10 protein-coding genes are annotated in these 12,596 nt (G+C 44.4%); 5 read left to right on the forward strand and 5 right to left on the reverse strand.

What is annotated here, in order from left to right; translation table 11 throughout:
• Positions 1 to 56: 56 nt before the first annotated feature.
• On the reverse strand, positions 57 to 506 hold the full coding sequence (locus A8140_RS10770; protein WP_005531456.1) for a low molecular weight protein-tyrosine-phosphatase: 450 nt from the start codon (positions 504 to 506) through the stop codon (positions 57 to 59).
• A 117-nt stretch (positions 507 to 623) separates the two neighbouring features.
• On the opposite strand from A8140_RS10770, the gene cobO reads away from it, so the two are divergent.
• Complete coding sequence (cobO, locus tag A8140_RS10775; RefSeq protein ID WP_005531454.1) at positions 624 to 1,229, forward strand: cob(I)yrinic acid a,c-diamide adenosyltransferase; 606 nt, start codon at positions 624 to 626, stop codon at positions 1,227 to 1,229.
• A 123-nt stretch (positions 1,230 to 1,352) separates the two neighbouring features.
• Here the strand turns inward: cobO and A8140_RS10780 are convergent, their stop codons facing one another.
• The 3 genes from A8140_RS10780 to apbC all read right to left on the reverse strand — a co-directional run bounded on the left by A8140_RS10780 (position 1,353) and on the right by apbC (position 5,529).
• A complete protein-coding gene (locus A8140_RS10780) occupies positions 1,353 to 3,440 on the reverse strand; it encodes an AsmA family protein (protein WP_005531452.1) in 2,088 nt (695 codons plus the stop codon).
• 189 nt (positions 3,441 to 3,629) lie between these two features.
• The gene (gene udk, locus A8140_RS10785) at positions 3,630 to 4,271 is read right to left on the reverse strand and encodes a uridine kinase (RefSeq protein WP_005433235.1); all 642 of its coding nucleotides are present in this window, start codon (positions 4,269 to 4,271) and stop codon (positions 3,630 to 3,632) included.
• Between the two features lie 181 nt (positions 4,272 to 4,452).
• Positions 4,453 to 5,529 (reverse strand): iron-sulfur cluster carrier protein ApbC, encoded by a 1,077-nt coding sequence (apbC, locus tag A8140_RS10790; RefSeq protein ID WP_005531450.1) that lies wholly within the window; start codon positions 5,527 to 5,529, stop codon positions 4,453 to 4,455.
• Between the two features lie 157 nt (positions 5,530 to 5,686).
• Between apbC and metG the strand changes: the two genes are divergently transcribed.
• Together metG and A8140_RS10800 are read left to right on the forward strand one after the other, a co-directional pair.
• A complete protein-coding gene (gene metG, locus A8140_RS10795; protein ID WP_005531448.1) occupies positions 5,687 to 7,747 on the forward strand; it encodes a methionine--tRNA ligase in 2,061 nt (686 codons plus the stop codon).
• Between the two features lie 212 nt (positions 7,748 to 7,959).
• A complete protein-coding gene (locus A8140_RS10800; RefSeq protein ID WP_005531446.1) occupies positions 7,960 to 8,766 on the forward strand; it encodes a hypothetical protein in 807 nt (268 codons plus the stop codon).
• Positions 8,767 to 8,849: 83 nt separating this feature from the next.
• Here A8140_RS10800 and fadR read toward each other — a convergent pair whose 3' ends face one another.
• Positions 8,850 to 9,689, reverse strand: a complete 840-nt coding sequence (gene fadR / locus A8140_RS10805; protein ID WP_005531443.1) for a fatty acid metabolism transcriptional regulator FadR — start codon at positions 9,687 to 9,689, stop codon at positions 8,850 to 8,852.
• A gap of 640 nt (positions 9,690 to 10,329) precedes the next feature.
• Between fadR and nhaB the strand changes: the two genes are divergently transcribed.
• Both nhaB and dsbB read left to right on the forward strand, forming a co-directional pair.
• Positions 10,330 to 11,916, forward strand: a complete 1,587-nt coding sequence (gene nhaB / locus A8140_RS10810; RefSeq protein WP_005531441.1) for a Na(+)/H(+) antiporter NhaB — start codon at positions 10,330 to 10,332, stop codon at positions 11,914 to 11,916.
• An 85-nt stretch (positions 11,917 to 12,001) separates the two neighbouring features.
• Positions 12,002 to 12,538 (forward strand): disulfide bond formation protein DsbB, encoded by a 537-nt coding sequence (gene dsbB, locus A8140_RS10815; protein ID WP_005531439.1) that lies wholly within the window; start codon positions 12,002 to 12,004, stop codon positions 12,536 to 12,538.
• The last annotated feature ends 58 nt before the right edge of the window (positions 12,539 to 12,596 follow it).

The following is a 12,596-nucleotide window of genomic DNA, read 5'->3' on the forward strand; positions in this document are numbered from 1 at the left end:
AACGAAAAAGGGATGAGCATGACTCATCCCTTTTGCTATCTGTCGCTTGTCACTACTTAGAGCTTTTTCAAAATCACTTCCGACGCATCTTCAATCAAATCCAGTACCAATTCAAAACCCGCATCTCCGCCATAGTATGGGTCCGGAATCTCGTCATAGTCTGAATCACCATGACTTAAGAATAACGACACTTTGTGGCGATGCTCTGTCGGACAAATATCCAATAGATCGGCAAGATTCGCTTTGTCGGCCGCTAACACCATATCAAATTCATCAAAGTCCCCTACCGTTACCTTACGAGAACGCATTCCTTCAAACGAATAGCCTCGTTGCTTTCCTGCTTGCATGGAGCGTGCATCGGGAGGATTTCCGGCGTGGTAACCTATAGTCCCTGCGGAGTCCACTTCCACTGAAATGCCCAGTTCTTTAGCTTTCGCTCTTAATACTGCTTCACCTGTTGGCGAACGACAAATGTTTCCCATACAAACGACGAGTAGTTTCTTCATTTTATTCCCTGAATTATCGATGGTTTTTCTTCACCAACTGTTGGTCTATCATAACGAGATAATTCGATGAACCCAAGTAACCACGGGCAAAGCACACAAAGGAATTGAGGAAGTATTATGTCTATCGAAGAAAACAAAGAAGCACGCCATAAGGCTCGCCAACAGAAAGTAAAAGAGCAGGTAGACGCTAAAATCGCCGCTGCCCAAGAAGAAAAAGGCCTACTACTTATCATCACTGGTAATGGTAAAGGTAAATCGACATCTGGTTTTGGCACCATAGCGCGTGCCGTTGGCCATGGATTGAAATGTTCCGTTGCCCAGTTTATCAAAGGTACATGGGATAATGGCGAGCGTAACCTACTAGAGAAGCTCGGCGTTGAGTTTCAAGTGATGGCAACGGGCTTCACTTGGGAAACGCAAAATAAAACCGCCGATACACAGGCCGCTCAATTGGTGTGGCAAGAGTGTAAGCGTATGCTTAAAGATGAATCGATTGATGTGATTCTGTTTGATGAGCTGACGTACATGGTGAGTTATGGCTATATCGACTTAGACGAAGTGGTCGAAGCGCTGAACAACCGCCCGAAGATGCAATCTGTTGTGATTACTGGTCGCGGTGCACACCGCACCTTGATTGAGATGGCTGATACCGTTTCCGAAGTGAAGAATGTTAAGCACGCCTTCGAAGCTGGTGTAAAAGCCCTAAAAGGTGTCGATTGGTAAGTGTTTAAAGATTTCTCCTAGCGAATAAAGCTCCAAAGAATTCGAATAATGCACAAACTAAAAAAGGGTTGGCTCAGGCCAACCCTTTTGCTTTAACGATATATAGCTAGGAAGCTTGGTTCGTTATTTAAATAAGTTCTTCAACAAACCATCTACGGCTTCTTTGGTTTTCTCGTCCTTAATCTTGTCCGTTAGCTTGTCTACACCACGGTCAATTTCTTTCTGTGCTTTTTGCTTCAATACGTCATCGAAAACCAGCTTGAATTTAGGATCAGCCCACTTACCAGAAACGTTGATAGGAATAGTGATGTCCTTCAGTTCATCAATGTTCTTACCACCCTGGCCTTCTAACGAGCCCACAATCGAAGTGCTAATAGTGAAGTCGACCGTTTCGTTTAAGTAGTTCGCTTTACCCTTACCACGAACGCGAAGAAGTGGAGACTGCGCTTTCATGTTATCGGTAGAAACCACACCTTTGTTCAGCTTCAACGTCGCCGTCATGGCACTAAAGTCTGTTTTCTTAACTTCATCCGTACCTTCTAAGCTTTGACCTTTGAATCGTGCGTAGTTTTCTCGAATCAGTTGAGCAACGTTGATGCCATTCACAGCACCATCGGCAAAATTGATCACGACAGTGCCGGTCAGGTTCTTCTTGATGCCGGTTGGCGTTAGACTCTTACCACTAACGTTCACATCAATGTTACCAGTACCTTCCAACATGTCGTTGTTTGCCACATCGATCAACAATGGTTGAATATGGACACCTTTAATTGATTTCTTCGCTGAGTAAGTTGCTGGTGATTTACGTGCATCTAGCTTAGCGGTTGCAGTAATCGTACCTTGGTACAACTTAGAACTGAATGAAGTCAGATCGAACACACCGCGATTGACAGAGAAGCTTGCTTTTACCGCTTCCATCTTCGCGTTAGCGGCTTTGAACTTATCAATCGTAATATCGCCCTTCACATCAAGCGTTTTTAGTGCAGAAAGGTCTGGTTCAACTTCAGGACCAGCAGGAGCACTGTTGCCGCCTGATGCTGATTTACCACCCGCTGAAGCCTGCTGGTTCAAGCCAAGGAATTCATCCAAGTCGATATTAGGACTGTGCACAGCAAAGCGTACTTTCGGAATCTCACCCAAAGTCACGTCCGCTTTACCATCCAATGTAATTGCGTTTGCTGTTAGCTTTTCCAACACAAAGCTCAAGTGACTCTTAGTAAGATCGAAAGAGAGATCTGAAGCCATATCGACTTTCATTGGTGATTGTGGAAGCGCATCTCCTTCAAACGTTGAGTTCAACGTCAACTTGTTCAACTGCACTTTGCTGATAGCTTTATCGACGTTTAACTCACCGCCACCTTGCATATCAAGCTTTATGCCACCTGCTTCGCCTTTTAACGCGTAGCTTAGGTTGTTTACTTTATCGAATTCGAACGTCTCTAAACCGATGGTCGCAGATTCAATTTTGTTTGCAGGATCGCGGTAAGTTGCATCAAAGTTGATGTTTTTTAGAGCGTAGCTAGTTAAGCCTTTCGCCAGTTTGAAATCCGCTTTACCTTGCGCGGTAAAAGTCTGGTCATTCATTTCACCTTTCACGCCGAAGTCTGCCGTTGTCCAGTTATCAAAGGCAAACTGAGAGAGGTTTAAAGAAATATCAGACAGTTTAGTGTAGCTACCCGCTTGCTTGTCTTGGATTTCAACATAGCCATTAGAGATGGTGACGCCAGCTAGATTGATCGTCCAATCAGAAGCCGCACTCTGAGAGTCTGCCACTTGCTCTGGCGTTGCTTCCGTGGTTTTTTCTGCTTGCTGGGTTTGTGCTTTGGTTAGCGCATCAATGTTCTTGGTACCATCTTTCAGCGTTTCAAGGTAGAACTCAGCACCATCAAGAGTGACATTCCCAATTTCCAGTTGTTTGCTGAACAAAGGAGTAACAGACACATCCACGCCGACCGTTTCAACTTTAAACAGGTTAGGTTGGCTGAAGCCTTGTGGATTTCTTAATTCAGTGCGGCCCAGCTCGAAGCCAATTGATGGGAAAAACTGCCAGCTAATGTCCCCGTCAATAACGAGTTCTAAGCCGGTTTGCTTTTGAGCTTGTTCCACTATCAGTGGTTTAAATTGGTTTGGATTAACAAAAATCACTAACCCAAAAATAACAGCCAAAATCGCCACAATTGGGATGGCAATGATTAAGAGCAGTTTTTTCATTCGCTTTTTCCTTGCTCGAGTGTTTTTACAATTATAAGCACAGACTTGATTAATCGCCGACAGTTCCACAAAAGCGTGAAAAATGTCCGGTTTTCCGTTGCAACTGACTAATTTAAAAACAAAAAAAGAAGTGGCACCTAAGGTGCCACTTCTTCATACAAAAATAAAGCGATATAGCCGTCTAAAGGCTTAAGCTTTCAGAAGTTTTGCAATGTGCGCTTTAAGAACGTCAATTGCGATACGGTTTTTACCACCGCGAGGTACGATGATGTCCGCGTATTGCTTAGAAGGTTCGATAAATTGCATGAACATCGGACGAACTGTCTGTTGGTATTGCTTAAGAACAGATTCCATTGTACGACCACGCTCTTCAACGTCACGTTTAACGCGACGAAGTAGACAGATATCCAGAGGCGTATCCATAAATACAGTTGCGTGCATTAGGTCACGTAGACGTGGGTCAGTAAGAAGCAAGATACCTTCAAGAATGATGACCTTTTTAGGTGTCATTGGAGTCGTGTTGCTTGTGCGAGTGTGCTCTGTGTAGCTGTACTCAGGAACTTCTACAGCTTCGCCACGTACCAATTTCTCTAGGTGTTCGCAGAGTAGGTCGTGGTCCAACGCGCTCGGGTGGTCGTAGTTAGTCTTTACACGCTCTTCCATGCTTAGTTGGCTTTGGTCGTTGTAGTAGCAATCTTCCGTGATGACACCGATTTGATGATCGCCCACTTTCTCGCGAAGCTCATTGTAAATAGTGCTCGCGATCAGACTTTTTCCAGAAGCAGAAGCGCCAGCAATACCTACGATGACGCATTGATTATTATCAGACATTAATTTGCACCCGATGATGATTTTCTAGTCACATAAAGAGATAAACTGCCTGATTATAGGGAGTTCCCCCCTTCGTTACTAGTTGGAATTAGGGTTTCGTTATAAGTTTCTGTCTGCTCAGAGGATCAACCTCCAAGCAAACGTTTATATGTGCAATATTCAGCCAGCACTGATATTAAACTCAGTTCACCATGGTAAAACTGATTGCATCTGGTTTTGCTTTGCCTTGCCAATACATTGTACAACACACGCGATCTGCCAGCAGTTTGTAGTAGCCAGCGTGCTCGCTTTCTGGACGTCGTGCCACAGTTGGAATGCCAGCATCAATGTCTTCTCGCATTGAAATATGGAGTGGTATTTGCCCTAACAGCGCCAAACCAAATTCTTGCGACATTTTCTCTGCACCACCGGTACCGAAAATATGCTCAACCGCTCCACACTGACCACAAATGTGGTAACTCATGTTCTCAACAACGCCGACAACTGGCACATTGACTTTATGGAACATGGCCGCGCCTTTACGCGCATCCGCTAAGGCAAGATCTTGCGGTGTCGTGACAAGCACTGTACCTGTTACTGGGATCTGCTGTGAAAGCGTTAACTGAATGTCACCCGTGCCTGGTGGCATATCAATAACCAGATAATCAAGCTCAGGCCAATCCGTTTCTGTCAGCAGTTGTGATAGCGCTTTGGAGGCCATAGGACCGCGCCAAATAGCCGCTTCCGACTTATCCACCAAGTAACCGATAGAATGAGTATAGATGCCATGAGCAAAAATAGGCTCCATCCATTTCGCATCACGGACTTCAGGCTTCGCGTCTTCTCGCCCCAACATCATAGGAACCGATGGGCCATAGATATCAGCATCTAACAAGCCAACTTTCGCACCCGACTGTGCAATAGCTAAAGCAAGGTTAACCGCTGTTGTCGATTTACCCACGCCTCCCTTTGCCGAGCTGACCGCAATGATGTTTTTCACGCTTTTAACAGCATTGGTAACTTGCGTCTCAAGCGCTTTAACCTTTATCTCGATTTGGAAATCAAACGCAGGGACGTCGCCTGCTGCTTGTTGCTCTTTAATCCAGTCGTTCAGCGCGATTTGAAGTTCGTTGCTCGCGAATGGCAAGGTAATTTGAATACCGCCTTGCGCAGGGATAGCAACCATCCCATTCATATCTGCCCAATTTTCCACCAACTGTGGATGTTGGAACTGGTTTAGCCAATGACAAAAATCTTGTTTTGAAGTGAACTGATGCATAAGGCCTCCTTTATGCATCTAATCGTAGCACCCAGCGGCGAGATTCAGAACCCCAAAAAAACTAAGGCAATCCATGGTTTGATGCCTTGGCGTCAGGGAGCTCATGGGGTAGTATTACTCTCTATTTCTTATACCTATTAAAAAGCGATTATTAAGTATGGCAAACGATCCAAGAAAACTGCTGGTAACTTGTGCCCTTCCGTACGCTAATGGTTCGATTCACCTAGGTCACATGCTTGAGCACATTCAAGCTGACATCTGGGTTCGCTACCAACGCCTACGTGGCAACACTGTAAACTTCATCTGTGCTGACGATGCTCACGGCACGCCAATCATGCTAAAAGCACAACAGATGGGTATTACGCCAGAAGAGATGATCGCTGCAGTAAGCGAAGAGCATCAAAAAGACTTCGCTGGCTTTGATATTAGCTTTGATAACTACCACAGCACACACTCAGAAGAGAACCGTGAGCTAGCTTCTCACATCTATCTTGAGCTGAAGAAAAACGGTTTTATCTCTAGCCGCACTATCTCTCAGTTGTTCGATCCTGAGAAAGAAATGTTCCTACCGGATCGTTTCGTAAAAGGTACTTGTCCTAAGTGTAAGTCAGAAGACCAATACGGTGACAACTGTGATAACTGTGGTGAGACGTACAGCCCAACTGAGCTGATCGATCCAAAATCAGCAGTTTCTGGCGCCACTCCAGTCATGAAAGACTCTGAGCACTTCTTCTTCGACCTACCCCAGTTCGAAAGCATGCTAAAAGAGTGGACTCGTTCAGGCTCTCTACAATCTGAAACGGCTAACAAAATGCAAGAGTGGTTCGAATCAGGCCTGCAACAGTGGGATATCTCACGTGATGCTCCTTACTTCGGCTTCGAGATCCCGGGCGAGAAAAACAAGTTCTTCTACGTATGGCTAGACGCGCCTGTTGGTTACATGGCTTCTTTCAAGAACCTATGTGACAAAACTGAAGGTCTAGACTTCGACGAGTACTGGAAGAAAGACAGCTCGACTGAGCTATACCACTTCATCGGTAAAGACATCGTTTACTTCCACTCGCTATTCTGGCCAGCAATGCTAGAAGGCAGCGGTTTCCGTAAGCCAAACAACGTATTCGTACACGGCTACGTAACGGTAAACGGCGCGAAGATGTCTAAGTCTAAAGGTACGTTTGTTAAAGCAAGCACGTACCTAAACCACCTAGACCCAGAATGTCTGCGTTACTACTACGCTGCAAAACTAAACAGCCGTATCGACGATCTAGACCTTAACCTTGAAGACTTCACTCAACGTGTTAACGCTGATGTAGTAAACAAGATTGTTAACCTAGCTTCTCGTAACGCTGGCTTCATCTCTAAACGTTTTGAAGGCAAGCTTGCTGAAAACTTTGCAGAGCCTGAGCTATACGACGAATTCGTTGCAGCAGCAGACCGCATCGCAGAGCTTTACGAGACTCGTGAGTTTGGCCGTGCGATCCGTGAAATCACAGCACTAGCGGACAAGGCAAACCAATACGTTGACGAAAAAGCACCTTGGGTTGTTGCAAAAGAAGAAGGTAAAGATCAAGAACTACAAGAAATTTGTTCTGTAGGTATTAACCTGTTCCGCGTTCTGATGACTTACCTGAAACCAGTGATGCCTGCACTAGCAGCGCGTACTGAAGCATTCCTAAACGAAGAACTAACTTGGGAAGGCATTGCTGCACCACTAACTGGTCACGAGATCACTAAGTTCAAAGCGCTGTTCAACCGTATCGATCCTAAGAACATCGAAGCGATGATCGAAGCATCAAAAGAAGATGCAGCAGCCGAAATGGCAGCAAAAGAAAAAGCAGAAGCTGAGAAGAACAAAGCGAGTCAAACTGAGCTAGATAAAGATCCAATCGCTGAAGAGATTGAGTTCGATGCTTTCGCAGCGGTTGATATGCGTATTGCTCGCATCATCTCTTGTGAAGAAGTGCCAAAAGCAAACAAACTGCTTAAGTTCCAACTAGACATCGGCGGTGAAACTCGTCAGGTGTTCTCTGGCATTAAGTCAGCGTACAAACCTGAAGAGCTAGAAGGCAAACTAACCGTAATGGTAGCGAACCTAAAACCTCGTAAGATGAAGTTTGGTATGTCTGAAGGCATGATCCTAGCAGCAGGCCCTGGCGGCAGTGACCTATGGATCCTAGAGCCACACGAAGGTGCTCAACCAGGTATGCGTGTAATGTAAATCATTACTCCATGACGCAACTTAGAAATCCTCGCCCAACTCGGCGGGGATTTTTTTGATTGAATTCACACTTTTGGGGAGAGCCCGCACCAAACTTGTACCAACTATTAATGTTAACTTTTATAAGTTGATGTTTTCAAACAACTTAACTATTGGCATCAAAACTGCTCTTACTTAGTTGCTAGGTCAAAAGCACTTACAAGGAGTTGGTTATGTTTGTTTTGATTTCTACTCTGATCTCGATTGCTATTCTGGCTGGGATCTATCACTTGGCTGCAAAGCGAGAAAAGCAACATGCTCGTAAGTATCAATTGCTCACCTTATTACGCGATACCGTCCATCTATTGCGCCGTCATCGTGCAGTGACCCACTACTCTATCCAACACCAACAAAATCATGAGAAAGAGATAGAGCCCATCCATCAGGAACTAGGTTATAAACTGCACCAATTAGTTGAAACCTCTAGCTTTGAGAACAAACCCATGTATCGCGTGCTGCAAATCAAAATTGATAAATTGCTCGAGCAGTGGCAGGACAACACTGTTGCACGCAATCAGATGGAGCATGGCAAGCTGATTCGACACAGTTTGTACCTAATGGATGAGGTCACCCTTGCTTGGCTCGCCATCGCTCAGAGGGACGAGCTAAATGACGAGTACCACATGAACTGGCAAACTGTCATTGATAGCTTAGAGACGCTTACACAACTGCGTATCAGCATTCAAGACATGGGGGATAAAGGTGGTCCAGAGCGGATGAAGAATTACGCTTCGGTAATGATAAGAAGATTGAACCAGTTGGCTGTGATTAGCCCTTTAAGTATTGCCTCTCCTATGTCAACTCGTTCGATCCAATCTTTAAATGAGTACATTGAGGGCGAGCTCACTTCGCTGAGTGAAGAAGAGCTTTACGATATCACTTCTGACCTATCACTCACGATATTTAATGCCTACGATCAAATGCTATCGGATATTATCGAAACCCTTTATTTACCTTTACCCAGATTGTCCTTAGCTTAATCGCTAGGGTAAATAAGTATCAAAAAAAACCGCAGCTTTATACCTGCGGTTTTGTGTTGAAATCGTTGAAATTCAAGGGTTAATTAACTGTCATCTTCTGTGAAGTTAGTTGGCAGCTCTTGCTTCATCTCGTTCCAGATTTGTGCACTTTCCATACCGTAATGACGAATCACGATTGGTAGTTGATCGCGCTGGCCAGTTTCGCACGTTTCTAGAAGCTGACGGTAAAAACTCAGAGCCAAATCACGTGATGCTGGGTTTGAGAAGTAGTAGCTGCCTACGCGATCATAAAGCTTTCTCAGACCGTTGAAGATCAATCCGTAAATCTGGTTACCAGAATGGAACGCCAAGCGTTGGAACAACATGTAGTCGTAGAAGTTGAATGTCTTAGCAATCAGGATTTCTTGACGCTTAGCTTCATCTTTTTCGTTGTCTTCTTTTACGCTTTGCAGGATCTTGTCAGCGTATGGAGACGCAGCAATAAAGTCATCCCAAGAAGGGGCACTAACAAGCGCTTCACAAGACTCAATCACGTTCTGGATTGTGCGCTCAGACGCCTCTTTGTTTGCTTTAAACGCATAGCGCATAAAGATTGGACTGATGTTAGTACGTGCCGCAAGCAAATCTTCAACGATGTTTGTTGCGTTATCAACGTCTAGCGTCATTAGCGTGTCCAAGATATGCAGACCAGAGGTCTCCATGAATTGGTTAACTTTGGTTGGTTTACCGTGTTGGATAGTCAACCAACCGTCTCGCGCAAGACGCTGAAGCACTTCGCGTAATGTTGTACGAGTAACACCAATAAGTTCAGATAGCTCACGTTCAGCGGGTAAGATTGAGCCAGGTGGAAAACGGCCGTTCCAAATGCTCTCGATAATGTATTTTTCTGCGAAACCCGCAGGGCTCTTAGCCTTAATGACCATTCTGTTTTTATCCAATATTGATTTCTAAGGGTCGATACCACTCATCATACCACTACTTAACGATTTGCGAAAATTAACGATCAATAAATGAAACGAAATCTCAATATAGAGTTAATACTCTACATATATGTTCAATTAAAAATGCTAATCACTTTGAATCAAACTCGTAAAATTTATATTTTGGATAAATCCTACTGACCACAAACGCAGTAAAGATAAAGCCTACTTCGTCACATTTTTCTGCTCAAAATATGCAAAATAAATTTATATTTTTACGATTAATATTCTTTCTTAATTGATCTTTTCTCGTAATTGACTTGGTTTTAAATTCCAAGGTAATTTTTTTTAAGCTTTTCATGGTATAGTAACGCCGTTTTGATCGCGTTATTACAAATAAAAAGCAGTTTTAGTCGGCAGCATCACGTTTTGTTATTGACTATAAAATGCCGAAGTGTAGAGTTGCGGTCGAAAGTGAGCGGTGCTTAAGTTCAGGGGAAGTAACTTGGCAAGACTACAGTGAAACAAGGGATTGTTGTTTTTCTAAGTTATTGTTTTAAAGGGCTAAACAATAAGCCTAACAAACAGATACTTAAGCACTATTGTAGTGTCTATTCATAATTTTGTTATAAAGAGAATTATCATGCCGATGTCGCTCGGAAATGCATTTATCAAGAACTTTCTTGGTAAAGCGCCTGATTGGTACAAAGTTGCCATTATAGCCTTCCTAATTATTAACCCTATTGTTTTCTTCTTAATTGACCCATTTGTTGCAGGTTGGTTGCTAGTAGCAGAATTTATTTTCACGCTAGCAATGGCGCTGAAGTGTTACCCACTTCAACCAGGCGGTTTGCTTGCAATTGAAGCGGTTGCTATCGGGATGACCAGCCCTGCCCAGGTGAAGCATGAGCTGGTTGCGAATATCGAAGTTCTTCTATTATTGGTATTCATGGTTGCGGGTATCTACTTTATGAAACAGCTTCTGCTGTTCATTTTTACGAAGATCCTGCTTGGCATTCGTTCGAAAACGTTACTTTCACTCGCATTCTGTTTCGCAGCGGCGTTTTTGTCAGCATTTCTCGATGCACTAACTGTCATCGCCGTTGTCATCAGCGTTGCAGTGGGTTTCTACTCGATTTACCACAAAGTCGCTTCTGGTAACCCTATCGGTGACCATGACCATACTCAAGATGACACCATCACTGAGCTTACGCGTGACGACCTTGAGAACTACCGCGCATTCCTACGTTCATTACTAATGCATGCTGGTGTGGGTACTGCGCTTGGTGGTGTAACAACAATGGTTGGTGAACCACAAAACTTGATCATTGCAGACCAAGCGGGTTGGTTCTTTGGTGAATTTCTGATCCGAATGGCGCCAGTGACTCTTCCTGTTTTCTTCTGCGGCTTGATCACTTGTGCAGTAGTAGAGAAGCTAAAAATTTGTGGTTACGGTGCGCAGCTGCCTGATAACGTTCGTCAAATCCTTGTTGATTTCGACCGTGAAGAGCGTAAAACCCGCACTAACCAAGACGTAGCTAAGCTTTGGATTCAAGGTCTAATCGCAGTTTGGTTAATTGCAGCACTTGCTCTGCACTTAGCGGCCGTGGGTCTGATTGGTCTTTCAGTTATTATCCTTGCAACCTCATTCACTGGTGTGATTGAAGAACATTCAATGGGTAAAGCATTTGAGGAAGCCCTGCCGTTTACAGCACTTCTTGCCGTGTTCTTTGCAGTCGTTGCTGTAATCATTGACCAAGAGCTATTTAAACCGGTTATCGACGCTGTACTTGTAGTTGAAGACAAAGGCACACAGCTGGCGTTGTTCTATGTCGCCAACGGCCTGCTTTCAATGGTCTCGGATAACGTTTTCGTGGGTACGGTCTACATTAACGAAGTAAAAGCGGCACTGATTGATGGCCAAATTACTCGTGAACAGTTCGATCTGTTAGCAGTAGCAATCAACACAGGTACTAACCTACCTTCAGTTGCAACGCCAAACGGCCAAGCTGCGTTCCTATTCCTGCTAACATCAGCACTGGCACCATTGATTCGTCTATCCTACGGTCGCATGGTGGTCATGGCACTGCCATACACTATCGTACTGGCGCTTGTTGGCTTGATGGGCATCATGTTCTTCCTAGAACCAGCAACCGCATTCTTCTACGATGCAGGCTGGATTTCGCCAAGCAGTGGTGATCTGGCTCCTGTTGTGTCGGGTGGGCACTAAAAATTTGAGTTGATTAGGAAACTTATCCAAGTTAAAAAGCTCTGAGTATTCAGAGCTTTTTTATATTTCAGACAGGATTGTAACCGTGAGTATTTTTGCATCACTTAATCAGTTTTCGAAAGGACGCTTATCTTGGCTCCTTCTCCTTTTAGCGATTATCTTTTTTGAAGCCTGTGCCCTATTCTTCCAACACGTTATGATGCTAGCACCTTGTGTTATGTGCATTTACGAACGTGTGGCAATGATGGGAATTGGTTTTGCCGCGATGATTGGTCTTATCGCACCAAACAACCCTCTCGTTCGCTGGATTGCATTAGCAGCATGGGGCGCAAGTGCTTACAAAGGTTTGATGCTCGCGATGCAGCATGTGGACTATCAATTCAATCCGTCACCATTTGCAACATGTGACCTATTCGTGACGTTCCCAAGTTGGGCACCATTAAACCAGTGGGCTCCATGGATGTTTGAAGCATACGGTGACTGCGCGAAGATTGTGTGGCAGTTCCTTGGTATTTCTATGCCTCAATGGCTTGTCGTCATTTTTGCGGGTAACTTAGTCGCTCTAGCATTCATGGTGATTGCGCAATTTGTTCGTGGTAAGCACAAGAATCCAATCCAGTAACGTTTTTCCGACTTCTAATTACTGAAAACGAATACAAAAAAGCCAACCACGAGGTCGG

The organism is Vibrio campbellii CAIM 519 = NBRC 15631 = ATCC 25920 (assembly GCF_002163755.1).
Taxonomy (GTDB): Bacteria; Pseudomonadota; Gammaproteobacteria; order Enterobacterales; family Vibrionaceae; genus Vibrio; species Vibrio campbellii.